The following is a 24,044-nucleotide window of genomic DNA, read 5'->3' on the forward strand; positions in this document are numbered from 1 at the left end:
ACCATTACCAGCGGATTCGGGGGCGGCATGGGCGAGGTCATCGGGACGCTGCTGCCGCTGGCGGTGGGGGTGGCGATCAGCCCCGTCCCCATCGTCGCGGTCATCCTCATGCTGCTGGCGCCGCGCGCCCGCGCCACCGGCCTCGGCTTCCTGGCGGGCTGGGTCGGCGGCGTCCTGGCGGCGACCGTCGTGCTGCTGCTGATCGCCAACGGGCTCGGCATGACCGCCGCGTCCGGGCAGCCCAAGACCGGCGTCTCCTGGATCAAGCTGCTGCTGGGCGTGCTGCTGCTGATCTTCGCCGCCAAGCAGTTCACCGCCCGCCCGGACCCCGGCGAGCAGGCCGAGATGCCGGGATGGACGAAGGCCATCGACACCTTCACCCCGGTCAAGGCGGCGTCCCTGGGCGTGCTGCTGTCCGCGGTGAACCCGAAGAACCTGATGATGTGCGTCGCCGCCGGGATCGCGATCAGCCAGGGGCGGCTGAGCGTCGGCGACCAGGTCGTGGCCGTCGCCGTCTTCACCGTCATCGCGGTGTGCAGCGTGGCCGTCCCCGTGATCGTCTACGTCGCCGACACCGAGCGCATGCGCCGGCCGCTGGGCTCGCTGAAGACCTGGCTCGAACGCAACAACACCACGGTCATGTTCGTGCTGCTGCTGGTCATCGGCTTCGTCCTGCTCGGCAAGGGCATCGGCGGCCTCGTCGGCTGACCGGGCCGCATCGGGCCGGCCCGGTCGGCCGCCGGGTCATCGCCGGATGACGGAGCGGATCCACGCGAGCCGCCGCGCGACCTCCCCGGCCTCGGCGGTCCTCTGCCGGTCGGACCCGTCGAAGACGCCGAGGAGGACCTCCGTGCCGTGCCGGCCGATGCTCATCACCGGGCCGCCCGAATCGCCGCCGGCGGGGATCCCGGACACCTTCGCCATGCAGAAGTCCGAGCCGCCCGGCTCGGTGTATCCGCGGCAGCGGCGGTCGTCCGGCCGTACGACGCGCAGGTCCGACTGCTTGAGCACGGGGGACTGGCAGGCGTTCTCGTCCCCGGTGCAGGTGGCGCCCCACCCGTACTGCCGCACGAGCAGGCCCGGGCGGACGCGGACCGTGGCCAGGCGCGCCGGGCGGACCTTCATCGGCGAGACCTTGATGAGCATCATGTCGGCGCGCGCACTCCCCGCGCGCTTGCCGGGCAGCGGGCGGACGGTGGTGCCCTTCCGCATGTCGAGGCTGCCGACGCGGAACGAGATGCGCTTGCCGGCGATCGGCTGCCCCTGCATGAAGAAGCAGTGCGAAGCGCTGATGATCCACTGCCGGGTGACGGCCGTCCCGGTGCACGCGGGCTTGCCGTCCACGAGCATCCGCACCGCCCACGGGCCGTAGGTGCTCTTGGTCCCGCCGATGACGGCGAAGGCCGGCGCCGACGTCATCACCGAGCCCGTCACCAGCAGCAAGGCGGTCAGCAGCGACACACGAACTCGGCGCATGATCCGGAACAGCTCCTCTCATCGGGGCATCGGTCGCCCGGTGGTGAGACACGCCGCCTAGCGGAAAAGTTCTGCCGGGTCTTCGGCGTCGCGGCCGGTTCGGAGGCGCGGTGACGCACCGGCGCCCGAGATCGGTCCCTTGTGTGGCCTGGTGTGATTTCCTATCGGCTCGGGCGGGTTGTTCGGGTGAGGGGGAGACGTGCTGCGGTTCACGGTGCTGGGCCCGGTGGAGGCGGCCGTCCCCGGACGGACGCTGCCGGCGCTCGCGCCCCGCCACCGTGCGATGCTCGCTTACCTGCTCCTGCACGCGGGCAGCGTGCTGAGCGCCGAGCAGCTGATCGACGCGATGTGGGGGCCGGCCCATCCGGAGACGGCCCGCGCCCAGGTCCACGCGGCCATCACCGCGATCCGCCGCGTCCTGAAGGCGGCGGATTCCGAGCATCTGCTCGTCACCCGCCCGGCGGGGTACGTCCTCACCCCCGAACCCGGCCGGCTCGACCTCGCGGAGTTCACCGGCCTCGTCACCGCCGCCGAGCAGGACCCGGACGAGGCGGCGCGGCGGTTGCGCGCCGCGCTGGACCTGTGGCGGGGGCCCGCGCTCACCGGCGTCAACGCCGACTACGTCGAGAGCGCCCGGTCGCGGCTGGAGGACCGGCGGCTCCGCGCCCTGGAACGGCTGGCGGAGCTGGAGATCGCCGCGGGCCGGCACGAGGACCTGGTCGACGAACTCGCCGCCGAACTCGCCGCGCATCCGCTGCGCGAGCGGCTGGCCGCCCACCTCATGACGGCCCTGCACCGGGCCGGCCGGCAGGCGGACGCGCTGGCGGTCGGCCGCGAGTACCGGGAGCGGCTGGCCGGCGAGCAGGGGCTCGACCCAGGCCCGGCCTTCGTGGCCGTGGAGGAGGCCGTCCTACGCGCCTCGCCGGCACCGCCGCCGCCGACGCCCGCGCCGCCGACGCCCGCGCCACCGTCGCACGAGCCGTCGTCGCCCGAGCCGCGGCACGGCACGTTCCTGCCCTACGACGTCGCCGACTTCGCGGGCCGGACCGAGGAGCTCGCCCTGATCGAGCAGGCCGCCCGGGCCGATGACGGCGTGGTGCGGATCGTGGCGATCGACGGCATGGCGGGCGCGGGCAAGACGGCGCTGGCCGTCCACGCCGCGCACCGGCTGGCCGAGCGCTTCCCCGACGGCCGCCTGTTCGTCGACCTGCGCGCGCACACCGCCGGGCAGGAGCCGGCCGACCCGGCCCGGGCCCTGGAGGTGCTGCTGCGGCAGGTGGGCGTGGCCGCCGACGCGATCCCGGCGGAGCTGCCGGAGCGGGTCGGGATGTGGCGGGCCGCGCTGGCCGGACGCCGGATGCTGATCGTGCTGGACAACGCCGCCGGCGCCGGGCAGGTGCGGCCGCTGCTGCCCGGCGCCTCCGCGAGCCTGGTGCTGATCACCAGCAGGCGGCGGCTGCCGGACCTGGACGCCGCCCAGGCCGTGTCGATCGACGTGCTGCCCCGCCGGGAGGCCGCCGGGCTGTTCGCGCGGATCGTCGGCGAGCGCGCCGCCGCGCAGGCCGGCGCGGTGGACGAGGTGCTGCTGCTCTGCGGGTTCCTTCCGCTGGCCGTCCGGATCGCCGCCGCGCGCCTGCGCCACCGGCCGCGCTGGGACGTCGCGCATCTTGCCGGGCGGCTGCGGGACGAGCGGCGCGGCCTGGCGGAACTGGCCACCGCCGAGCGCGGGGTCGCCGCTGCGTTCACCCTCTCTTACCGCCAGCTCGACCCCGGCCACCAGCGGCTGTTCCGGCTGCTCGGCCTGCACCCCGGCCGCGACATCGAACCCCGCGCCGCCGCCGCGCTCGCCGGCCTCGACCCGGTCGAGGCCGAGGATCTGCTGGAAGACCTGCTGGACGTGCACATGCTCCAGCAGCACGAGCCCGGCCGGTACCGCTTCCACGACCTCCTGCGACGGTACGCGCGGGACACGGCGGCCACCGAGCCGCCCGAGGAAAGGCACGCGGCCCTGACCCGGCTGCTGGACCACTACGTCGGCACCGCCGGCGCGGCCATGGACGTCCTGTATCCCGACAGTGCGCACCGGCGTCCCCGCCTTGAGCACGCCGCCGAGCCGGCCGTGGCCTTCCGCGACGCGGACGAGGCGCTCGCATGGCTCGCTGCCGAGCGGGCCGACCTCGTCCTGTCGGCCGCGTACGCCGCCGACAACGGCTGGCCCGCGCATACCGGGGCGCTGGCCACCACGCTCTACCGACACCTGTACGACCAGGCCCTCCACGACGATGCCCGCGTCCTGTACGGCAAGGCCCTGGACGCCGCGCGCCGCCGCGCGGACCCGGCGGCGGAAGGCCGTGCCCTCACCGACCTGGGCTGGGTGCACCGAGTCCAAGGCGACCCCGAGCTGGCGCGCGACCACTTTGAGCGGGCACTGGCCGCGTGCAGCACGGCAGGCGACCAGCGCGGCCAAGCGCGCGCGCTGGTCGGCCTGGGCGGTGTGCACACCGGCGGCAACGACCACGAGGCGGCCTGGACCGCCTACCTCCAAGCCCGGGACCTGTTCCGCGCGCTGGACGACCGGTTCGGAGAAGCGGTCACCACCGACTTCCTCGGTGTCGTGTGCGAGCGGCTCGACCGGCTGACCGAGGCGGACGCCCTGCACCGCGAGGCGCTCACGCTCTTCCGCGCGATCGGCAGCCAGGGCGGCGAGGCCGACGCCCTGCACAACCTCGGCGTCGCCCTCCTGCGGCAGGGACGGCTTGAAGAGGCCCGTGACCACCACGAGGCGGCGCTCGACCTCTACCGCCGCTTCGGCTACCGGCGCGGCGAGGCCAAGGCGCTCAACGGCCTGGCGGCGGTCGCCCGGGACGCCGGGGACGCCGCCGCGGCCGAGCGCCTCTACCGCGCCGCGTTCGAGCTGGCGAGCGAGCTCGGCGACCACCAGGAACAGGCGCGCGCCCGTGACGGCCTCGGGTGCATAGCGGATGCATCGCGAACGTATTAACGGCGGGTTCCAGACTCGGGTGGTGTGAGGGACACGCCCGTTAGGAACGCTCTCCTTCCCGGTGATGCGGGGTTCGGGGAAGCGGTGATGCCGTGGGCCGCCGGGGTGCGGCAGCCGGTGATCGCGGGCGTGGACCGACCGCACCGACCAGGTCCGCCGATCAAAGGAAAAACGATCATGCAGGCACGGATGAAGAACCCCGCCTATGTGCTGCCCGACGGACTGAAGGGGATCGGATCGATCTTCAAGGCCGTGAACGCCGGCGGCATCTCCCACGAGCTGCAGGAGATCGTCGGGCTGCGCGCCAGCCAGATCAACGGCTGCTCGGCGTGCGTGCACGCGCACAACGCGAATCTCCTCAAGGCGGGGGAGAGCGCCGAGCGGATCGCGGCGGTCGCCGCGTGGCGGGAGGCGCCGTTCTTCGACGACGCCGAGCGCGCCGCGCTGGAGCTGGCCGAAGCGGTCACCCGGCTCGCCGACCGCCCCGGCGACGCCGTGGACGACGAGCTGTGGGACCGCGTCGCCGACCACTACGACGAGAAGGAGATCTCCGCCCTGATCCTGCTGATCGGCGTGACCAACATGTTCAACCGCCTCAACGCCACGATCAAGGAGCCCGCCGGCACCACCTGGGGCTGAGCCGATCCGCGACGGAAGACGACAAGGAGACAGTGAAGTGAGCGACGCCCTCGACATGACGGCGATGTACGTCATGCACGACGCGCTGCGGCGGGAGCTGGAGCAGCTCGCCAAGGCCACCGCCCGCCACGACGACGACCCGCGCACCGTGCTGCGCACGGCCGTCGGGTGGGAGCTGTTCAAGAAGTCCCTGCACGTCCACCACACCGCCGAGGACGACGCGCTGTGGCCCGCGCTGCGCGAGACCCTGGCGGAGCGGCCGGACGACCTGGCGCTGCTGGAGGCGATGGAGGCCGAGCACACCGCCGTGGAGGAGGTCATCGCGGCGATCGACGCGGCGCTGGCCGACCCCGACGCGGTGCGCGACCGGCTCGGCGACCTCGTCGACTCCCTCGCGACCGGCCTGAACGGACACCTCAGGCACGAGGAGGATCAGACGCTGCCGCTGATCCAGGCGGTTGCGACGCCGCAGCAGTGGGCGCACTTCGGGCAGGTCCACGGCCAGCGGATCGGCCCGGACGCGCCGCGGCTGATCCCATGGCTGCTGGACGGTGCCGGCGAGCAGTCCGTCGCGGTCATGCTCGCGCCGCTGCCCGAACCCGCCCGCGCCGCCTACGCCGCCCAGTGGCAGCCCACCTACGCCGCGCTGGACCGCTGGGGCACCGGGGCCTGACGGCGTCCGCCCGCACCCTGCGGCCTGACCCCGTGCGCCCGCAGCCGGGGTCAGGCCGGACCTGACCCCGGGTGCGCCGGTCGCAGCTCCGAGCCGCCGGGCGCCTTGCTGGTGTTGTGCTCCGCGATCAGGCGCAGGGCCTCGACCCGGTCGTGGGACTCCAGGGCGTCGACGATGGCCTCGTGCAGGGCGTGCCGAGAGGAGATGTACTCGGGCAGCGGCTGGGCGCTGCTCGGCAGTACGGCCAGGGTGTGGGATTCGATCTGGTCGAGCAGGTTGATGTACAGCGAGCGGAGCATGGCGTGCGGGCTGACCGCGGCGATGCGGGCGTGCAGCGACCAGTTCGCGTGGACGAACGCGGTGGCGTCCTCGCGCTCCACGGCGCCGGCCATCTCCGCCAGGATGGTGCGCATCTCGGCGATGTCGGCGAGCGAGGCGTGCCAGAGCGCGTCTTCGATGAGCAGCGGGTCCAGCGCGTCGCGGATCCGCATCGCCTCGGCGACGGAGGTCTGGCCGGCGTCCAGGGCCAGTACCGAGTTGCCGAGGCGCACCATGGGCGACGGTTCGGCGGCGAACACCCCGCCGCCCGGGCCCGGCCGGACCGTCACCACGCCCCGCGACTGCGCGATCCGCATCGCCTCGTTGAACGTCCCCACCGACACCGAACACCGGTCGCGCAGCTCGCTCTTCGAACCGAGCCGATCGCCGGGCGACGCCGCGCCGGCGAGGGAGATGAGCAGCTCAGCGGTGCTCTCGGCGCGCGACGGCCGGGCCGGCCGGCGCCCCGCACCGGCGGGCGGCCGGCCCCGTTCGCGCACTCTCGGCGCGGATGCCTCGCCGGTCGCCTCCTCGTAGCCCGCCGGACCCGTCATCGCTCCTCCGCCGCACCCGTGAACATTGAGCATGAAGAATACCCGGACGGCTTCGGGCCCGTGAGAGGGCCTCGCCGAAGCCGCGGTGAATCAACATGGTCAATTCGCGCGGCCGCCGGCGGGCGACCGAGCGGCGGTCGCGGACGGCGCCCCGGTCAGCGGGGGGCGGTGCCGGACCATCCGGCCGCCAGGTTCACCACCGAGTTGATCAGCGAGCCGGGCGCGCGTCCCGCGTTCTCGCCCGCCGGCCGGAGCACGACCTGCTCGTAGGCCAGCGCCCGCCCGGACGCCTCGTCGATGACCAGGCGGTGCTCCAGGTCCCCGCCTGAGGTGTGCTCGTCGATCGCGACCGCCGTGCCCCGGCGCCCCTCCGCGTCCCGCACCGGGCCGATCGTCCGCACGGACGGCAGGTCCGCGATCATCCGGAAGGCCGCCGCGCGGACCCGGGGCGTCACCGGCATGTCGAGGATGATGTCGCGGGCGACCGAGAACAGCCAGGAGTCGCCGGTCTTGGTCCTGGTCAGCGGCTCGGTGTCGGCGCCGGCGCGGCCGAACCGCTGGATGAGCAGCCGCCTGAGGCGGTCCGGGTCGGCGGGCAGCGAGCGCAGGTCCTTCATGGTGACGTTGCCGCCGAGCGAGAAGATCGTCCCGTCGCGCGGGAGGGACCGACAGGTGGTGGTGGACGGGCCTGCCGCCAGTTTGAGCGTCATCGGCGCGAAGCCCTTGCGGCCCGTGGGGATCGTGAAGGCGGCGGGGGAGCCCGCGCGGCGCCAGGCCGCCTCGTCGGCGGATCCGGCCGGGCGCGTGCCCAGGTCCTGCCGGCGGCCGCAGTCGCGTCCGGCGGGGTCGCTCGGCGTCCAGCCCTCGGAGCGCCGCGCCCAGACGACGGTGTAGTCGCCCGTCGGCGCGTGCATCCGGTAGTAGAGGCGCGAGACGCTCGCGTCGTGCCAGTACTCGCCCATTGTGTCGTCCTGCAGGTCGGCCTGCCGCGCGGCTGCGAGCAGCACCGTCCGTGCGGCCGGGGGAGGCGGCGTGGCGCGGTGCCGGTCGGGGCCCGGGGCCGTCCCCCACAGGGACACCGCCACCGCCGCCGCCGCGGTGACGGCGGTGAGCCCGAAACCACCGATCCAGCGGCGCCTCGAAGGGACGGCGAGCCCGCGCGCGCGCCGTGGCTCGGCCCCGCCGTCGATGTCCTTCCGCACCTTGGCGAGCGCCGCGGCGGTGTCCTGCTCCGTGGGGCGCGGCGGGCCGAAGACCTCGCGCACCAGGTCGATCTCGTTCATCGGTCGCTCTCCTCGGTGATGAGCGTGGGGTCCACTCCGCCCAGGGCGTCGCGGAGCTTGCGGCGGGCCCGGTTCAGCCGGGACGCCACCGTCCCGGGCTTGAGGCCCAGCGCCTCGGCGACCTCCGGATAGGTGCAGTCGCCGAGGGCCACCAGCAGCAGCACGTCGCGGTCGCCGGGCGACAGCGCGCGGATCGCCTCGGCGAGCCTTCCCCGCACCACTCCCGCGCTGACCTGCGCCACGATCTGCTCCTCGAACCCCGTCTGCGGGCCGCTGACGGGCGCCTTGGCGAGCGTCCGCAGGTACCGGGCCTCGCCGCGCCGGTGCATCCCCACGAGGTTGGTGGCGATGCCGAACAGCCACGGCCTGAGGGCGCCGCGCGCCGGGTCGTAGCGGTCCCGCCGCCGGTAGGCGGTCAGGAACGTCTCCGCCGCGATGTCGTCGGCGGCGTCGGCGCCGAGCCGTCCCGCGACGTACCGGTGGACGTCGGGGAAGTGGCGGTGGAAGATCTCGGCGAACTGCTCGGGCTCGTGCCACGGCGCCTCGATCACCACGGCGTCGCCGCGGCGCGGGTCCGCGGCGGGGGTGCGGCTCATGGTCACCTCGTTCCTCCGCTGGACGATCGGTCACCCCTACTCCGCCGCCCGCGCCCCGACCCTTCACGCGCCGAGGCGGCTAGGTCGCGGTGTCCTCGGACGCGGCGTCGCGGCGAAGGCGCTCGAACGCGCCGGCGTGCGGGCCGCCGGCGGGGAGGGTGTAGGCGACGATGGTCAGGCCCGGGTCCGCCGGGATCTCGAGGGCGTCGTAGTCCAGGTCGAGGTCGCCGTGGCGGGGATGGTGGAAGAGCTGGCGGCCGCTGCGGTAGTACTCGACGTCGTGGGCGTCCCAGCGGCGGCGGAAGCCGGCGCTGCGGGCGGTCAGGTCGTCGACGAGGCCGGCGAGGACGGTGTCGCCGGGGGTGCGGGCGGTCTCGGTGCGCAGGCTGCCGACGGCGTCGTGGGCGATGGCGTCCCAGTCGCGGTAGAAGCGGCGGGCGCGCGGGTCGAGGAAGACGAAGCGCGCGAGGTTGACGGGCCGGGCCGGGGTGTCGAAGGCGTCGGCGTAGAGGACGCGGGCGAGCGGGTTGGCGGCCAGGACGTCCAGCCGGGCGTCGCGGACGAACGCGGCGGCCTCGGTCATGGCGTCGAGGACCTGCAGCACGCCGGCGCGCAGGTGCGTCCGCCCGCCGTCGCGCGGCCGCGCCTCGGTCGGGGCGTGGCGCGGGGCGTTGGCGGCGCGGACGAGGGCGTCCAGGTGGGCGCGTTCGACGTCGTCGAATTGCAGGGCGCGGGCCAGGGCGTCCAGGACCTCGGCGGAGACGCCGCGGACGTTCCCGCGCTCCAGGCGGGTGTAGTACTCGACGCTGATGTTGGCCAGCTGCGCGACCTCGGAACGGCGCAGGCCGGCGACCCGTCGGTGGCCGCCGATGTCGGGCAGGCCCGCCTGCTGCGGGGTAAGGCGCGCGCGGCGGCCGGTGAGGAACCGGCGGACGTCGTCGCGGAGCGGGTCGCTGGCGGGCACGGCACCAGATTATCGGCGCGGCACCGGACGAAGGGGTCCCTGGCGGTACCCCTCACAACGCGGACTCCCAGGTCACAGGCCCGAGTGATTGCCTGAACGCATGGCCGACCTGTTGCAGCACAAGACCGCTGAGACGACCCGTGCAAGTGACCGGCGCGCGGGGGCGACGCTTGCGGCCGCGGTGCTGGGATTCTTCGTCATCACCCTGGACGCGACGATCGTGAACGTCGCGCTGCCCTCGATCCGCGCAGCGCTGGGCGGCGGGATCACCGGTCTGCAGTGGGTGGTGGACGGCTACACGCTGATGTTCGCGGCGCTGCTGCTGTCGGCGGGGGCGCTGTCGGACCGGATCGGTGCGCGCCGCGCGTTCGGTGCGGGCCTGGTGGTGTTCGTGGCCGCGTCGGCGGCGTGCGGGCTGGCGTCGTCCCTGGGGATGCTGGTGGCCGCCCGGTTCGTGCAGGGCGCCGGCGCGGCGGTGACGATGCCGACGTCGATGGCGCTGGTGCGGCACGCCTACCCCGACGCGGGCCGCCGCGCCCGCGCGGTGGGGCTGTGGGCGATGGGCGGGGCGGTGGCCGCCGCCGCGGGCCCGGTCCTGGGCGGGCTGCTGAGCCTGGCGTCCTGGCGGACGATCTTCTGGATCAACCTGCCCGCCGGTGCCGTCGCGCTGCTCCTGCTCGCCCGGACCCCGCCCTCGCCGACCCGGGCCGCGCCGTTCGACCGGATCGGGCAGGCCACCGGCGTCCTGGCGATGGGCGGCCTGACCTACGGTGCGATCGAGGCCGGGCAGGCCGGGCTCACCGCCCCGCGCGTCGTGATCGCGCTGGCGGTGGCGGCTGCGGCGTTCGCCGCGTTCGCGGTGGCGCAGGCGCGGTCTCCGCACCCGATGGTCCCGCCGGACCTGTTCCGCTCGGCGACCGTGACGATCGCGGTGGTGATCGGGTTCGCGTTCATGGTCGGGTTCTACGGGCTGCCGTTCCTGTTCAGCCTGTCCTTCCAGCAGCAGCACGGCCTGTCGCCGCTGGGTGCCGGCGTGGCGTTCCTGCCGATGATGGTGCTCAGCGCATGCGTCACCCCGTTCTCGGCGCGGATCGCCGAGCGCACCGGCCCCCGGCCGCCGGTGGTGGCGGGACTGGGACTGATGGCGGCCGGCTCGATCGCGCTGGCCGTGGTGCCGGCGGCGGCGCCGGTGTGGGCGACCGCGCTGCTGCTGATCCCCGTCGGGCTGGCCGGGCCGCTGGTCATGCCGCCCGTCACCGCCGTGCTGATGGACCACGTCCCCGCCCACCGGACCGGCACCGCCGGCGGCGTGTTCAACACCAGCCGCCAGATCGGCGGGGCACTGGCCGTCGCCGTCTTCGGCGCGCTGCTGTCGGGCTCCGGCGGGTTCGAGCACGGCCTGCGCCTCAGCCTCGCCCTCGCGGCCGTCATCGCCCTGGCCGCCGCGGCGGCGGCCACCCGCCTCGCCGTCGTCCGTCCTCGGCCGTGACCGTGGACGCGGTCGGACGCGTTCCCGGCGGGCATGACGGTACCGGCGGCGACCCGGAAACAGGAGGCACACGATGAACGACTGGACCGGCAAGGAACTGGAGACGATCGCGGGCACCGACGAGCTCGAGATCGCCCCGAACCGCGACGACGGCGGGCTGCGCGAGCCCACCCCGATCTGGGTCGTCGGCGACGGCGACGGACTGTACGTCCGCTCCTACCGCGGCGGCGACGGCGCCTGGTACCGCGCCGCGCGCGCCACCGGGCACGGCCGCATCAGCTCCGGCGGCGTCACCAAGGACGTCGACTTCGCCGACGCGGCCGGCGACCCCGACCTCAACGCGCGGCTCGACGCCGCCTACCGCGCCAAGTACGGCGGCTACCCCAGCCAGTACGTCGACCCCATGGTCACCGACACCGCCCGCGCCACCACGCTGAAACTCGTGCCGCGCTGAAACTCGTGCCGCGCTGACAGGACGCGTTCGGCTCCGGCCGCCCAGGTGGTCCGCGATGCCCGCCAGAAGGCGGCGATGGCCGCTGACCTCCCAAGATGCGTGTGTCCGCCCCGAAAGGGGGCACACCTCCCGCCGGCGGGCCCAGGACATCGTCCGAGGCTCAGGGGGACGGGCGATGCGCGATGGATGGCCGGAGTACGTATGGCGTCAGGTTCGGAGGCGGCGGTCACGCTCAGCGTGGTGCTGCCGGTGTACAACGTGCAGGAATTCCTTCCGCAGTGCTTGGAGTCGCTCTTCCAGCAGGCCGCCGCCGGGGTGGAGGTGGTGGCGGTCGACGACGCGTCGCCCGATGACAGCGGCCTGATACTGGACGACCATGCCCGCCGCGACCCGCGGCTGCGGGTGGTGCATCTCGACCGCAACCGCGGGCTGGGCGAGGCCCGCAACATCGGCCTCGACCACGCGCACGGCGACTACGTGTGGTTCGTCGACAGCGACGACTGGGTGACCAGCGGCGCCGTCGCGGCCGTCCTGGCACGGCTGGAACGGTCCCGGCCGGACGTCCTGGTGTTCGACCACGCACGCGAACTCGCGCCCGGCCGGCTGGCCCCCAACCCGTGGAGCCGGCTGCTCCGCGACCCGCCCCCGGGGGAGGTCTTCACACTCGACGAGCGGCCGTCGGCGCTGGGGCTGATGATGACCGCGTGGAACAAGGCGATTCGGCGGGAGTACCTGCTGGACCTCGGCCTGCGGTTCGGCGGCGGATTCTATGAGGACGTCGCGGTCACCTATCCCATTCTGATGGCCGCCGAACGCATTTCCCTGCTGGACCGGGTCTGCTACGTGTACCGCGTCCGGCGCACGGGCGCGATCACCGCGACGGCCAGCGAACGGCACTTCGAGGTCTTCGACGGCTACGGGAAGATCTTCGCGTTCATGGACGCGCGGAAAGGCCGGTCGGATGACCACCGGGCCGCGATGTTCGACCGGATGATCTGGCACTACACCACGATCGCCGAGGACCCGGCCCGGGTGCCGGCGGCGTCGCGGCGGCCGTTCTTCCGGCGGGTGTCGCAGGAGTTCCGGGCGCATCGCCCGAGCCCGTACCGGTACCCGGCCGGGGCGCGCGGGATCAAGTTCCGGCTGGTCGAACGCGACATGTACTGGCTGTTCCGCGGGCTGCGGCCGGTCAACCGGACGCGGCTCGTGCTGCGCGCCGCCGCGCGGCGGGCCGGCGGCGTGGCGCGCACCGGCGTGCGGCGCGCCAAGGCCGTGGCGCCGCTCGCCTACTACCAGTTGCAGAAGCGGTTGCCGATGGACGACCGGCTCGCGGTTTATGCGGCGTACTGGTACCGCGGCTACGCCTGCAATCCCAAGGCGATTTACGAGAAGGCCCGGGAATTGGCGCCCGACGTCCACGGCGTGTGGATCGCCGGTCCTGACGCCGCCGCGTCCCTGCCTCCGGGAATCGACCATGTCGTTCCCGGTTCACTGCGCTATTTCCGCGTCATGGGACGCGCGAAGTACCTCGTCAACAACGTCAATTTCCCGCATGCCGTGTCCAAGCGCCGCGGCTCCGTGCACGTCCAGACGCTGCACGGAACGCCGCTGAAGCGGATGGGCCTGGAACAGGCGGCCTATCCGGCCGGCGCGAGGAACATGAACTTCGCCCGGCTGCGAAAGCACAGCCGCCGGTGGGACTTCGTCGTCTCCGCCAACCCGCTGTCCTCGCAGGTGTGGCGGCGCGCCTATCCCGGGGACTACGAGATCCTCGAGACGGGGTATCCGCGCAACGATCGCCTCTTCCACGCGTCCGCCGACGACATCGCGCGCATCCGCCGGGACCTCGGCATCGCGGCGGACAAGACGGCCGTCCTGTACGCGCCCACCTACCGCGACCACCTCGACGAACTGGTGTACCCGCTGGACCCGGCCGTGCTGGCCGCCGCGCTCGGCCCGCGGTACGTGCTGCTCGTCCGCGCCCACTACCTCACCGGCTCGACGCCGCCGCCGGTGCCGTCCACCGGGTCGGCGCCGGTCGTGGACGTGTCGTCCCACCCCGCCGTCGAGGACCTCTGCCTGGCCGCCGACACGCTGATCACCGACTACTCGTCGATCATGTTCGACTACGCGCACCTCGACCGGCCCATCGTCATCTACGCGCCGGACTGGGAGACCTATGGCCGCACCAGGGGAGTGACCTTCGACCTGCTCGCCGAGCCGCCCGGGCCGGTGGCCCGCACCGAGGACGAGCTCATCGCGTGCTTCAAGGGCGACGAGCCGGGCAGCGCGTCGTCCACCGCACGGCGCGCCGCGTTCCGCCGCCGGTTCTGCGCTTTCGACGACGGCCGCGCCGCCGAACGCGTCGTCCGCCGCGTCTACCTCGGCGAGACGGACGAAGCGGAGGCACCGCGGCACAGCCGGGCGATTTCGCCAACTCTTTCCGGATCCCGCCGAGACGGTTGACCTTGTCGCGGTGCTACCGAACCTAGGCTACAGATCGTGACAATTCAGAGACGCACCGTGTTGACGGGTATGGCCGGACTGGCCGGCGCGGGGCTGTGCGCCGCCTGCGGCGGAGGCTCCCGGCCCGACGCGGACGCGAGCCGCGGCACCGGCGGCCCCCGGACCGGCGCCGCCGCGGCGGCGCGGCCCGTCCGGTCCCGGCCGGAGGAGATCATGCACGGAGCGCGGGACTCCCGCGCCGTGGCTCTGACGTTCCACGGGTCCGGCGACCCAGCGCTGGCGCAGCGCCTCCTGCGGGAGGTGAACGCGGCGGGCGCGCACATCACCGTCATGGCGGTCGGGCAGTGGCTCGACGAGCAGCCGCGCATGGCGCGGTCGTTCCTGGACGGCGGCCACGAGCTGGGCAACCACACGCAGAACCACCGCGACATCGACGCGATGCCCGCGGCGGACTCGTACGCGGAGATCGCCCAGTGCGCCGAGCGGCTGCGGAAGCTGACCGGTACGCCGGGCGCGTGGTTCCGGCCGTCGCAGGCGCAGCACGCCTCGCCGCGGGTCCGCGCCCAGGCGGCGGCGCTGGGGTACCGCGGCTGCCTGTCCTACGACGTGGACTCGCTGGACTCCACCGACCCCGGCGCGTCCGCCGTCTCCAGCAAGGTCCTGCACGACGTGCGCGGCGGCTCGGTGGTGAGCATGCACCTCGGGCACGCCGGGACGGTCGAGGCGCTGCCGGCGATCCTGGACGGCCTGCGCGGGCGCGGGCTGCGGCCCGTCACCGTCTCCGAGCTGGTGAAGGCGTGAAGCGGGGGTGGGCGGCCGTCGCCGCCGCGGGCCTGCTGGCGGCGGCGTGCTCGTCGGGGGGCGCCGCCGGTGACGCGCCGCCGCGGGCGCCCGGGACCGCCGTCGCGCAGCGGGTGAACGCGCCGCTGGACCTGTACGAGCACGACCGGCCCGGCATGCTCAGCCCGGCGGTGCAGGGCCTGCCGGCGCGGGTGTACGTCCCCGACTCCGAGAGCGACGACGTCATCGTCCTGGACCAGCGGACGTTCAAGCAGATCGGGCGCTTCAAGGTCGGCCGCAAACCGCAGCACGTCGTCCCGTCCTGGGACCTGAGGACGCTGTGGGTCAACGACAACGACTCCAACGACCTCGTCCCGATCGACCCGCGCACCGGCACGCCGGGCAAGCCCGTCCAGGTCGACGACCCCTACAACATGTACTTCACGCCGGACGGCCGGTTCGCGATCATCATGGCGGAGCGGCTGCAGCGCATCGACTTCCGGGACGCCCACACGATGCGGCTGCGCAAGCACGTGAGCGTGCCGTGCACCGGCCCGAACCACGCGGACTTCTCGGCATCGGGCGACTTCTTCCTCACCGCGTGCGAGTTCTCCGGCGACGTGCTGCGCCTCGACACCCATCGGCAGAAGGTCACGGGCGTCATCAAGCTGGCGGACCGCGCCATGCCGCAGGACGTGAAGACCTCGCCCGACGGGAAGACCTTCTACATCGCCGACATGGCCACCAACGGCGTCTGGACGATCGACGCCGCGACGTTCCGCAAGACCGGCTTCATCCCCACCGGCAAGGGCGCGCACGGCCTGTACGTGAGCCGCGACTCCAAGACGCTCTACGTGACCAACCGCGGCGAGGGCACCATCTCGCTCATCTCGTTCAAGACGGGCCGGGTCGTGCGGCGCTGGCGGCTGCCCGGAGGCGGCTCACCGGACATGGGCGGGGTGTCGGCGGACGGGAAGGTGCTGTGGCTGTCGGGACGCTACAACTCGGAGGTCTATGCGATCTCCACGTCCGACGGCCGGCTGATCCGCCGGATCCGCGTCGGCGACGGACCCCACGGCCTCGCCGTGTTCCCGCAGCCCGGCCGCTACTCCCTCGGCCACACCGGCGTCTTCCGCTGACCCCGGCGCCTTACAGGTCGCCGGAGGCCGCACGCTCCGCGGCCGCCTGCACGGCCTCGTCCCAGTCGAAGTACTCGTAGCCCTGGACGAACATGGCGTCGGAGTAGTTGTAGGCGCGCCACGTCTGCCAGTCGCTCTCGTGATCGCCGCGCCGTTGCAGCCATTCCAGCGGCACGCCGGGGAAGTGGACGTACAGCGTTCCGCTCGCGACGGACAGTGCCAGGGCGAGGTTCTCCTCACCTTCGCCGTCCACGTCGCGTTGGACGCCGTGCACCTCCACGCCCTTGGCGCCGAGGTCGGAGAGGAACGCGACCAGGATGCGCGGGCCCACCCGGTCGCGTTCCTCGTCCTCGTCGAACGTGTCGCCGAGCTCTTCCGCCGTCCATTGCCGCGTCATGGTCACCCGCTCCTCGGTCGTCGATGCGCCTTTCCGGCGTAGCGGACTCGATCATTCCAGGACCCGAGCCCGAGTGCGCCGGCCGACGGGTCCAGACGTCCCGGTCCCCGGGCAGAACCCGCCGGTCGTTCCGGGAGTCCTACGACATATGCGGCGGATCTTGTTCGGAGCGGCGGCGGCCTGCCTCGCGCTCCTCCTCTTCGCCCCCGCGGCCTCGGCGGCGCCCGCGCCGGAGCACATCCGGTCCTACGCGGTCGAGCTGTCGGTGGGCAAGGACGGCGTCCTGCACGTCCACGAGAGGATCGTCTACGACTTCGGGGACGCGCGCCGGCACGGCATCGAGAGGCGCATCCGGACCGGGCGCGCGTCGATCGGGAACGTGAAGGCCGGCAGCCCCGACGCGCCCGCCGGACGCTCCGTCACCCGCTCCGACGGCCACGTAGACGTGCGGATCGGCGACCCGGGCAGGCTGGTCACCGGCGTGCACACCTACACGCTGGACTACACGGCGAAGCACGCCGTCCGCTCGGACGTGCTCGACTGGAACGCGGTCGGCACCGAGTGGAAGGTCCCGATCGACGTGGCGACCGTCCTGCTGCGGGCGCCGGCCGCCTACCGGTCGCTGGCCTGCTACGCCGGGCCGCGCGGTTCGACGACGCCATGCGCCGGCGCGTGGAACACCGGCCAGGGCAATGCCGCTTTCGGGCAGCGCCTCGAAACGGGGCAGGGCATCACCGTCCGCGCGGCGCTGCCGCACGGCGTGGTGCGGGAGCCGGCGGGAAAGAGCGGCTGGCGGGTCGGTGCGCCCGGCTGGCTCGCGGTCGCGGCGGCGCTCCTGCTCGTCGCGGTGGAGGCGTGGGACATCCTGCGCCCGCCGCGCTGGCCGGGCATGGACCCGGCCGCGCCCGCCCCCGCCGTCCCGCCCGCCGAACTGCCCGGCCTGCACCCGCAGTGGGCCGAGCCCGACCTCGGCGCGGTCGTCGCCGTCGGCCTCGCCGTCCGCGGGCGCCTGCGGATCAGCCGCCCGGCCAAGGACGGCCCGCGGCTCCGGCTGACGGGCCGCCGCGACGACCCCGACCTGAACCCCTACGAGAAGGCGTTCATGGACGAGGTGTTCGGCTACGGTGACACCGCCGTCGTCGAGCACGTCGACGTGCCCGCGCTCAACGCGCGCCTGCGTCCCCTGGTGAAGGAGGCCGTCGACGCGCAGGGCTGGCGGCGTCCCTGGTCGGCGGGTGTGCCGCTGCTGCGGTTCGCGTCGGCGGTGCTGGGCGTCACCGGGTTCGTGTGCCTGGTGTACGGGCCGGCCGCGGAGGGCGCGGTGACCGACGTGACCGCCTGGGGCCTGGCGCTGCTGGTGGCCGCCGGGGTCGGGGTCGTGCAGGCGCTGCGCATCGACCCCTTCACCCGGGCCGCCCAGCGCCTCAGGGACGACGTGGAGGCGTACTTCGGCGGGCTCTCGTCCAAGAAGGCGCCGGACGCCGAGGACGTCCCGTACCTGATGATGCGGAGGTATCGCGCGCTCCTGTGCAAGTACGTCACGGCCGGCGGCGGCCCGCCCGAGTGGTACGCCGACGACGGCACGGACGAGGGCCTGCCGGAGCGTTTCGCCGAGGTCGCGACGGTGTTCTCCGCCGCGTCCGAGCGGAAGGCGCTGGCCTCCCTGGCGAAGCTGCGCAGGTCCTCCACCGTCCGCCGCTCCGGTTCGCGCTCCCGCGGGTCGGGGGCCGGCGGGTACGGCCACGGCGGGTTCGGCGGCTTCTCCGGCGGTGGTGACGGCGGGGGAGTCGGCGGCGGTGACGGAGGCGGAGGCGGCGGCTCCTGGTGAACGCCCGGCGCCGCCGGACCGACCGTCCGGCCAGGGGGCGCCGCCTTGCCGGTGCAGGACGTCCAGGCCGGCGGGCCTTACGCTCAGGGGCGTGGCGGAGAAGCAGGCGGACGGAAGGCGGCGGGACCGGGGGACCGGGCGCGGGCCGGGCAGGCCGCGGGAGGAGCGGGTCGCCCCGGCGGTGCTCGACGCGGTGGTGGAGCTGGTCGCCGAACGGGGCGTCGCGCAGGTCACCATGGACGCGGTGGCGCAGCGGGCCGGGGTCAGCAAGCCGGCCATCTACCGGCGCTGGCCCACCAAGCAGGACCTGGTCATCGCCGCCGCCGAGTCGCGGGTCGGCCCCCTCACCATCCCCGACCTCGGCGACTTCCGCGAGGAGCTGAGGGTGGTGCTCGAATTCCGCGCCCGCGCCTACCGGGCCCCCGGGGTCGACCGCCTCATGGCGGGGGTCATCGGCGCGGCGGCCGAGGCGGGCGCGGCGCGCGGCGCGTACGGGGACTACGCGTTCCGCGTCATGGCCGAGACCAGGCAGATCCTGGAGCGCGGGATCGTCCGCGGCGACGTCCGTCCGGACGTCGACGTCTCCGCGATGACCACCCTGGTGGCGGCCCCCCTGATCTTCCGGCTGGTGGGGGAGATGGCGGCGCCGGACGAGCGGCTGGTCGAGTCGCTGGTCGAACTGATCGGGAGCGCCGTGGCCGTCCGGCCCTGACCCGGACGGGGCCGCGGCCCCGGCCATCGCCACGTCCGCGGAAATCAATGTGCGCCGGCCTCTTGCCCCCTGCGGCCAAATATCGATACTGCTAGTAACGAAACATTGTCGTCATCGCAGAGGGACCCCATGGCAACTCCGGTCACCGCTCCCAGGCCCGTCCTCGACAAGCCGCTGCTGCACTACGGGCGCCGCACCCTGGACCGGGTGGCGCCCGGCACCCCCGAGCCGTCCTACGAGATCCTGCGCATCTCCCCGCTCACCCCGCACATCGGCGCCGAGATCGGCGGCGTCGACCTCACCCGCCCGCTCACCGGCGAGCTCGCCGCCGAGCTCCGGCAGGCGCTGCTGGAGTGGAAGGTCGTCTTCTTCCGCGACCAGCGGGGCTTCACCCCCGACCACCACCTGGCGCTCGCCGCCGTGTGGGGCTCCCCGGAGGCCAACCCGTTCTTCCCCAAGGCCGGGACGGCGGGCGTCTCGCGGCTCGCCAAGGACGCCCAGGCCATCGGGAACGAGAACATCTGGCACAGCGACCACTCGTTCATGAAGGAGCCCGCGCTCGGCTCGGTGCTGCGCGCCATCGAGGTGCCGGCGGCCGGAGGCGACACCATCTGGGCGGACATGGGCGCCGCCTACGACAACCTCTCCGACGGGCTGAAGTCCCGCATCGACGGCATGACCGCCGTGCACGACTGGGTGCCCAGCTGGGGCGCGACCATGACCGAGGAGCAGGTGGCGAGGTTCCGCGAGCAGCTGCCGCCCGTCGAGCACCCCGTCGTCGTCCGGCACCCGGTGTCGGGCCGCAAGGTCCTCTACGTCAACGAGCCCTTCACCACGCGGATCGTGGGCCTCTCCGAGGAGGAGAACCGCGAACTGCTCGACGACCTCGTGCTGCAGGCCCGCATCCCCGAGTACCAGGTCCGCTTCCGCTGGCAGCCCGACTCCATCGCGATCTGGGACAACATCGCCGTCCAGCACTACGCCGTCAACGACTACTACCCGCAGCGCCGCGTCATGGAGCGGATCGCCATCGCGGGCGTGCCGATCTCGTGACCACCGCCGAGACCCGGCCCGGCCGGCGGGCCCGTGGCGAGCGGCCGGCCGGCGCCGCCGGCGCCCGCGCGTGGGTCGTCACGGCCCTGCTCGTCGCCTTCATGATGGTCAACTTCGCGGACAAGGCCGTGTTCGGCCTCGCCGCCGACGAGATCCGGGCCGATCTCGGCCTGTCCGCCACCCGGTTCGGGCTGGCCAACAGCGCCTTCTTCCTGCTGTTCTCGCTGTCCGCCGTGGTGGTGGGCGTCCTCGCCGACCGCCTGTCGCTGAAATGGCTGCTGCTCGTCATGGCCCTGCTCTGGTCGGTGGCGCAAGTGCCCCCGGCGCTCGGCGGCGGCCTCGCCGTGCTGGTCGGGACGCGGGTCGTCCTCGGTGCCGCCGAGGGCCCAGCGTTCCCGGTGGCCCAGCAGATCGCGTTCTCGTGGTTCCCGAACCACCGGCGCAACCTGCCGGGCGCCCTGGTCACCCTCGGCGTCACCTTCGGTGTGATCACCGCGGCGCCCACGCTGACCTGGGTCATCGACCGCCACGGCTGGTGCTCCGCGCTGTGGGCGCTCGCCGTCGCCGGCCTGGTGTGGGGCGCCGCCTGGTTCGGGCTCGGGGCCATCGGCCGCCACCGCGAGGACCGGCCCGGCGCCGACCCATCCGGTGACGAGGAGACCGGGGAGGAGACCGGGGCCGCTTCCGGCCGCGCCTCCTCCTGGGCCGCCTACCGGCGAGTGTTCGGCAGCCGCACCTGGATCGGCGTCACGCTCGCGTACTTCACCAGCTACTGGGGCGTCGCGCTGATGCTGGTCTGGCTGCCGTCCTACCTGAAGAACGCCCTCGGCTACTCCTCGGGCGCCGCCGGCACCCTGGTCGCCGTCCCGTGGGCGGTCGGCGCCGTCGTGTTACTCGGCCAGGCCGCGGTCACCGGGCGGCTGATGCGCCGCGGCGTCCCGAGCCGGTGGGCGCGCGGCCGGGTCGGCGCCGCCCTGCTGGCCGTCGGCGCGCTGTGCCTGCTCGGGTTGCCGCTGGTGAACGGGCACGCGGCCAAGGCCGTCCTGCTGTTCCTCGGGTTCGGCTTCGGCGGGTCGTTCGCCGCCATAGCCGCCACGACCGTCGCCGAAGTCGCTCCGCCGCGGCGGCGCGGAGGCTCCCTCGGCACGATGAACGCCCTGGTCACCACGGCCGGGCTCATCGCCCCCACCGTCGTCGGCGCGATGGTCGACGCGCAGGGGCACGCCGGCTACCAGAACGCGGCGCTGGCCTACGCCGCCCTCCTCCTCGTCGGAGCCCTCGCCGCCGCCGTCCTCATCGACCCCCAGCGCGACGCCGCGCGCACCGGGGCCCCACTCCCCGAGAGGAACCGTCCATGACCGGACTCGTTCAACGGCGAGCTCGGCGGCGTCAACAGAAATCAGGCAAAGGCCCCGGACCGAATTGCCCGATCAGTAGGGTGTGATGATCATCTTGAGTTCGAGGTAGCGGAGGTTCACTCGTGGTCGTCGGTTTCGATACGACCGGACTGCAGCAGGTCGATGGGACCACGTGGATGCACCCGGGCAGCGGCGACCGGATCATCCTGAACGTCCAGGACTCGCGGCTCGGGGAACAGGCGTGGCTGGAGAACGTCCCCGCGATGCGCCGCAACCTCGCCACCGCCTATGCGCAGATGGGGTGCCTCATCGAGGCCGAACCGGTGGTGCTCGGCGGCGTCCGCGGCGTGTGCCAGGTGGTGAAGGTGCCGATCCCGAACGCGCCCAGCGGGCAGGTGTTCATGGCGAACATCTTCCTGGCCAAGGCCGACCGCTATGTGATGTTCGGCTGCTCCGCCGCGGAGAGCGGGACCACCGGCGTGCGCGAGGCGCTGCTCATGGCCCAGCTCGGCGTCGGAGCCGAGGGCTGGTTCCTTCCCCATCCCTACGCGCCCGAGGTACAGGGCAAGCTGCCGTTCCACCGCGGCGACGACCCGGCATGGGACGCGCAGTTCCCCGACCATCCGCTGTCGCGCGTCCGGGGATGGGTCCGCTGGGCGCTCGGCGCGGCGACGGTCGACCCCGCGTTCGCGGCGCTGCCCGACTTCGTGCCCGGCGGCGGTGCGGCTCCGGGCGGCGCCTACCGGAACTGATCGTCACGCTCGCCGGCCAGGCTCGCGCACAGCGCACTGCGGGCGCGACGGTATCGCCGCCTGCGGTGGACGAGTCGAGCACCCAGTGCGCCTACCGCTCCACGTGGCTTGCGAGGTTGTCGAGGGAGGACGCGAGTCCGGTGGCGTGGTCTTCTGCGGAGATGCCGGCGGGAACGTCGTCGGCCCGGATGTCGACGCGGCTCCCGCCTTCGGCGGCGGTGACCTCCCACGTCATGGTCATCGTGCCGGCGAAGGCGGGGTCGTCGGAGACGAAGTCGACGGCCTGCACCACCCGCGCACCGGGGACGATCTCGTCGAAGCGCGCTTCGACGACGTCGGAGTCAGGCGTCGCCTTTCCCGGGGACGAAGAGGCGTCCGTGTAGGTGAGCACCATCCGGAATCCGCCGCCGGGCCGGAGGTCGAACCTTTCCAATCTCGCGCTCATCCCCGTGGGCGGAAGCCACATCACCAGGGCTTCGGGATCAGTGAGCGCGCGGTAAACGCGATCGGGCGGCGCGGCCACGATCCGGGAGGCGACGTCTGTTCGTCCCATGGCGCCACGCTAACCGATGGGAACCTCAGCGGCGTTCGCCGAGGGCGGCGAGGCCATCGACGAGGATGTCGGTGAGCAGCCGGGCGCGGCCGCCGTCCGGGTCGAGGTCGGGGTCGAAGACGGTCACCTGCGCCCCGATCGCCCGCGGTGCGAGGGCCGCGAGGAGTTCGGTCAGCTCGTCGGCGGTGAGCCCGCCGGGGTCCGGGGAGTCGACGGCGGGCATGACGCCCGGGTCGAGGATGTCGACGTCGAGGTGCAGCCAGTGGCCGTCGAGGCCGTCGCGGTCGACGACGTCGAGGATCCGGCGGGCGGCTTCCCGCACGCCCTGCTCCCGGATCCGTGCCGCGGGGACGACGGCGCCGAGGAGCGCGGTGGTCTCCTCCAGCGCGGTGTCGTCGTCGCGGCAGCCCGCGTGGGCGGTGTCGGCGGGCGCGAAGTAGGGGCCGAGGCCGTCGATGTCGGCGACGGCCGGCCAGTGCAGGCCCACCACGGCGGCGAGGTCCTCGCCGGCGAGGCTGGCGCACCGGTCGGAGTTGCCGGGATGGCGGAAGTCGGTGTGCCCGTCGAGATGCACCAGGCCGTGGCGTCCCGGCGCGCGCCGCAGCGCGACGCCGGCGCCCACGAGCAGGCTGCAGTCCCCGCCGATCACCAGGGGCGCGAGGCCGTCGGCGCGGACCGCGTCGATCCGCTCGGCGAGCCGCCGCGCGTGCTCGACGATGGCCGCCTGGTTGCGGAGCACTCCGGGGCCGGCGTCGTCGGCGTACCGGCCGGGCACGACGGCGCCCCGGTCCTGCCCGCCGCGTTCGAGGAAGCGCCGGTGCAGTCCGGCCTCGCGCAGCGCCTCCGGCGCCTTGGCCGTGCCGGGCACGCTGGTCGGCGCGGGCGGACGCAGCCCCAGATTGGTGGGCGCGGAGATCAGGGCGATCGTCACGAGCCCGACGGCGTTCCGCTGAGGACCTGCTCGCGGAGGATGTCCGCGTGACCGCAGTGCTGCGCCAGTTCGCGGAGCATGTGGAGGTACACCCAGCGCAGCGGCAGCGGCCCGCGGCGGTTGCCGTGCACCAGGTCGTCCACCCCCAGGTCCGCGGTGGCCTTCCGGGACGCCGCGCACGCCTCCCGGTAGTCCCGCCGGACGGAGGCGATCGTGTCGCCGGCGTCGAGGTCGAACGACTCGTCGGGCGTGTCGGGGATGCCGATCTCGGCCCGCGACCGGCGGGTGACCGCCTCGTCGAACCAGACCCGCTCGATGAACGCGGCGTGCTTGACCAGGCCCAGCAGCGTCGTCTTGGACGCGACGAGCCGCCGCCGCGCCTGCTCCTCGGTCAGCCCGTCCAGGTGGGCGTCCATGGCCGACCGGTGCTCATCGAGGAACGTCTCGAACTGGTCGCGGAGAGCGCTCTGGAACGCGGTGGGCTCCATCGTCGGCATGTCGATCACGGTCGCAACGATAGGCGATCCCGGAGGACCGGATCGTCCCGCCTCGGTGGTGTTGCGATGTTTGCCGGGTGCGCGGGAGGGGAGCGCAGCCCATGAGGCCGATGTAGAGCGACAAGGGGGCG

Annotated in this window: 23 protein-coding genes; 14 read left to right on the plus strand and 9 right to left on the minus strand. The window is 73.7% G+C overall.

Annotation, left to right across the window (positions count from 1 at the left end; all coding sequences use genetic code 11):
* Positions 1–27 precede the first annotated feature (27 nt).
* Positions 28–708: a GAP family protein gene (locus tag J4709_RS12335; protein ID WP_208240323.1), complete on the plus strand. Its 681-nt coding sequence runs from the start codon at positions 28–30 to the stop codon at positions 706–708.
* Positions 709–744: 36 nt separating this feature from the next.
* On the opposite strand, the gene J4709_RS12340 is transcribed toward J4709_RS12335, so the two are convergent.
* A complete protein-coding gene (locus J4709_RS12340) occupies positions 745–1,476 on the minus strand; it encodes a S1 family peptidase (protein WP_208240325.1) in 732 nt (243 codons plus the stop codon).
* Positions 1,477–1,675: 199 nt separating this feature from the next.
* Between J4709_RS12340 and J4709_RS12345 the strand changes: the two genes are divergently transcribed.
* The 3 genes from J4709_RS12345 (at position 1,676) to J4709_RS54660 (ending at position 5,789) form a co-directional block, all read left to right on the plus strand.
* The gene (locus J4709_RS12345; protein ID WP_208240327.1) at positions 1,676–4,477 is read left to right on the plus strand and encodes an AfsR/SARP family transcriptional regulator; all 2,802 of its coding nucleotides are present in this window, start codon (positions 1,676–1,678) and stop codon (positions 4,475–4,477) included.
* 177 nt (positions 4,478–4,654) lie between these two features.
* Positions 4,655–5,116, plus strand: coding sequence for a carboxymuconolactone decarboxylase family protein (locus J4709_RS12350; RefSeq protein WP_208240329.1), 462 nt, complete (start codon positions 4,655–4,657; stop codon positions 5,114–5,116).
* Positions 5,117–5,153: 37 nt separating this feature from the next.
* On the plus strand, positions 5,154–5,789 hold the full coding sequence (locus J4709_RS54660; RefSeq protein ID WP_307801177.1) for a hemerythrin domain-containing protein: 636 nt from the start codon (positions 5,154–5,156) through the stop codon (positions 5,787–5,789).
* Between the two features lie 50 nt (positions 5,790–5,839).
* Here the strand turns inward: J4709_RS54660 and J4709_RS12360 are convergent, their stop codons facing one another.
* From J4709_RS12360 to J4709_RS55550, 4 genes are all read right to left on the minus strand, one after another.
* Entirely contained in the window at positions 5,840–6,661 is an 822-nt protein-coding gene (locus J4709_RS12360) for a FadR/GntR family transcriptional regulator (RefSeq protein ID WP_208240331.1), read from the minus strand.
* A gap of 155 nt (positions 6,662–6,816) precedes the next feature.
* Complete coding sequence (locus tag J4709_RS12365; RefSeq protein ID WP_208240333.1) at positions 6,817–7,944, minus strand: CU044_5270 family protein; 1,128 nt, start codon at positions 7,942–7,944, stop codon at positions 6,817–6,819.
* Positions 7,941–8,540 carry an RNA polymerase sigma factor gene (locus tag J4709_RS12370; RefSeq protein ID WP_208240335.1) on the minus strand — a complete coding sequence of 200 codons (600 nt, stop codon included), beginning with the start codon at positions 8,538–8,540 and terminating at the stop codon, positions 7,941–7,943. Before J4709_RS12370 ends, J4709_RS12365 begins: the two co-directional genes overlap by 4 nt.
* 79 nt (positions 8,541–8,619) lie before the next feature.
* On the minus strand, positions 8,620–9,504 hold the full coding sequence (locus J4709_RS55550; RefSeq protein WP_208240337.1) for a helix-turn-helix domain-containing protein: 885 nt from the start codon (positions 9,502–9,504) through the stop codon (positions 8,620–8,622).
* A gap of 100 nt (positions 9,505–9,604) precedes the next feature.
* On the opposite strand from J4709_RS55550, the gene J4709_RS12380 reads away from it, so the two are divergent.
* The 5 genes from J4709_RS12380 (at position 9,605) to J4709_RS12400 (ending at position 15,832) form a co-directional block, all read left to right on the plus strand.
* Positions 9,605–10,993 (plus strand): MFS transporter, encoded by a 1,389-nt coding sequence (locus J4709_RS12380; protein WP_208240339.1) that lies wholly within the window; start codon positions 9,605–9,607, stop codon positions 10,991–10,993.
* A gap of 73 nt (positions 10,994–11,066) precedes the next feature.
* Positions 11,067–11,447, plus strand: a complete 381-nt coding sequence (locus tag J4709_RS12385; protein WP_208240341.1) for a DUF2255 family protein — start codon at positions 11,067–11,069, stop codon at positions 11,445–11,447.
* Between the two features lie 201 nt (positions 11,448–11,648).
* Complete coding sequence (locus J4709_RS12390; protein WP_208240342.1) at positions 11,649–13,913, plus strand: bifunctional glycosyltransferase/CDP-glycerol:glycerophosphate glycerophosphotransferase; 2,265 nt, start codon at positions 11,649–11,651, stop codon at positions 13,911–13,913.
* Positions 13,914–13,949: 36 nt separating this feature from the next.
* Positions 13,950–14,714: a polysaccharide deacetylase family protein gene (locus J4709_RS12395; RefSeq protein ID WP_208240344.1), complete on the plus strand. Its 765-nt coding sequence runs from the start codon at positions 13,950–13,952 to the stop codon at positions 14,712–14,714.
* On the plus strand, positions 14,711–15,832 hold the full coding sequence (locus tag J4709_RS12400) for a YncE family protein (protein WP_208240346.1): 1,122 nt from the start codon (positions 14,711–14,713) through the stop codon (positions 15,830–15,832). Before J4709_RS12395 ends, J4709_RS12400 begins: the two co-directional genes overlap by 4 nt.
* Positions 15,833–15,842: 10 nt before the next feature.
* Here J4709_RS12400 and J4709_RS12405 read toward each other — a convergent pair whose 3' ends face one another.
* Complete coding sequence (locus tag J4709_RS12405; RefSeq protein ID WP_208240347.1) at positions 15,843–16,229, minus strand: hypothetical protein; 387 nt, start codon at positions 16,227–16,229, stop codon at positions 15,843–15,845.
* Positions 16,230–16,377: 148 nt separating this feature from the next.
* Between J4709_RS12405 and J4709_RS12410 the strand changes: the two genes are divergently transcribed.
* From J4709_RS12410 to J4709_RS12430, 5 genes are all read left to right on the plus strand, one after another.
* Positions 16,378–18,057, plus strand: a complete 1,680-nt coding sequence (locus tag J4709_RS12410; protein WP_208240348.1) for a DUF2207 domain-containing protein — start codon at positions 16,378–16,380, stop codon at positions 18,055–18,057.
* A 91-nt stretch (positions 18,058–18,148) separates the two neighbouring features.
* Entirely contained in the window at positions 18,149–18,769 is a 621-nt protein-coding gene (locus J4709_RS12415; protein WP_307801180.1) for a TetR/AcrR family transcriptional regulator, read from the plus strand.
* A 129-nt stretch (positions 18,770–18,898) separates the two neighbouring features.
* Entirely contained in the window at positions 18,899–19,822 is a 924-nt protein-coding gene (locus J4709_RS12420; RefSeq protein WP_208240353.1) for a TauD/TfdA dioxygenase family protein, read from the plus strand.
* The gene (locus tag J4709_RS12425; RefSeq protein ID WP_307801181.1) at positions 19,819–21,180 is read left to right on the plus strand and encodes an MFS transporter; all 1,362 of its coding nucleotides are present in this window, start codon (positions 19,819–19,821) and stop codon (positions 21,178–21,180) included. Before J4709_RS12420 ends, J4709_RS12425 begins: the two co-directional genes overlap by 4 nt.
* A gap of 122 nt (positions 21,181–21,302) precedes the next feature.
* On the plus strand, positions 21,303–21,932 hold the full coding sequence (locus tag J4709_RS12430) for a hypothetical protein (RefSeq protein ID WP_208240355.1): 630 nt from the start codon (positions 21,303–21,305) through the stop codon (positions 21,930–21,932).
* A 91-nt stretch (positions 21,933–22,023) separates the two neighbouring features.
* Here J4709_RS12430 and J4709_RS12435 read toward each other — a convergent pair whose 3' ends face one another.
* The 3 genes from J4709_RS12435 to J4709_RS12445 are packed head-to-tail and all read right to left on the minus strand — an operon-like array spanning position 22,024 to position 23,913.
* A complete protein-coding gene (locus tag J4709_RS12435; protein ID WP_208240357.1) occupies positions 22,024–22,485 on the minus strand; it encodes an SRPBCC family protein in 462 nt (153 codons plus the stop codon).
* 25 nt (positions 22,486–22,510) lie between these two features.
* Entirely contained in the window at positions 22,511–23,416 is a 906-nt protein-coding gene (locus J4709_RS12440) for an arginase family protein (protein ID WP_307801182.1), read from the minus strand.
* A complete protein-coding gene (locus J4709_RS12445; protein ID WP_232383421.1) occupies positions 23,413–23,913 on the minus strand; it encodes a DinB family protein in 501 nt (166 codons plus the stop codon). The genes J4709_RS12440 and J4709_RS12445 overlap by 4 nt, the downstream gene beginning before the upstream one ends.
* Between the last annotated feature and the right edge of the window lie 131 nt (positions 23,914–24,044).

It is taken from the genome of Actinomadura violacea, assembly GCF_017573465.1.
GTDB lineage: Bacteria > Actinomycetota > Actinomycetes > Streptosporangiales > Streptosporangiaceae > Spirillospora > Spirillospora violacea.

Coding starts and splice junctions, on each gene's coding strand:
- J4709_RS12335 (WP_208240323.1), top strand. CDS start 28: ATGGGCGAGGTCATCGGGACGCTGCTGCCGCTGGCGGTGGGGGTGGCG.
- J4709_RS12340 (WP_208240325.1), bottom strand. CDS start 1,476: ATGCGCCGAGTTCGTGTGTCGCTGCTGACCGCCTTGCTGCTGGTGACG.
- J4709_RS12350 (WP_208240329.1), top strand. CDS start 4,655: ATGCAGGCACGGATGAAGAACCCCGCCTATGTGCTGCCCGACGGACTG.
- J4709_RS12360 (WP_208240331.1), bottom strand. CDS start 6,661: ATGACGGGTCCGGCGGGCTACGAGGAGGCGACCGGCGAGGCATCCGCG.
- J4709_RS12365 (WP_208240333.1), bottom strand. CDS start 7,944: ATGAACGAGATCGACCTGGTGCGCGAGGTCTTCGGCCCGCCGCGCCCC.
- J4709_RS12370 (WP_208240335.1), bottom strand. CDS start 8,540: ATGAGCCGCACCCCCGCCGCGGACCCGCGCCGCGGCGACGCCGTGGTG.
- J4709_RS12380 (WP_208240339.1), top strand. CDS start 9,605: ATGGCCGACCTGTTGCAGCACAAGACCGCTGAGACGACCCGTGCAAGT.
- J4709_RS12385 (WP_208240341.1), top strand. CDS start 11,067: ATGAACGACTGGACCGGCAAGGAACTGGAGACGATCGCGGGCACCGAC.
- J4709_RS12390 (WP_208240342.1), top strand. CDS start 11,649: ATGGCGTCAGGTTCGGAGGCGGCGGTCACGCTCAGCGTGGTGCTGCCG.
- J4709_RS12405 (WP_208240347.1), bottom strand. CDS start 16,229: ATGACGCGGCAATGGACGGCGGAAGAGCTCGGCGACACGTTCGACGAG.
- J4709_RS12410 (WP_208240348.1), top strand. CDS start 16,378: ATGCGGCGGATCTTGTTCGGAGCGGCGGCGGCCTGCCTCGCGCTCCTC.
- J4709_RS12420 (WP_208240353.1), top strand. CDS start 18,899: ATGGCAACTCCGGTCACCGCTCCCAGGCCCGTCCTCGACAAGCCGCTG.
- J4709_RS12435 (WP_208240357.1), bottom strand. CDS start 22,485: ATGGGACGAACAGACGTCGCCTCCCGGATCGTGGCCGCGCCGCCCGAT.
- J4709_RS12445 (WP_232383421.1), bottom strand. CDS start 23,913: ATGCCGACGATGGAGCCCACCGCGTTCCAGAGCGCTCTCCGCGACCAG.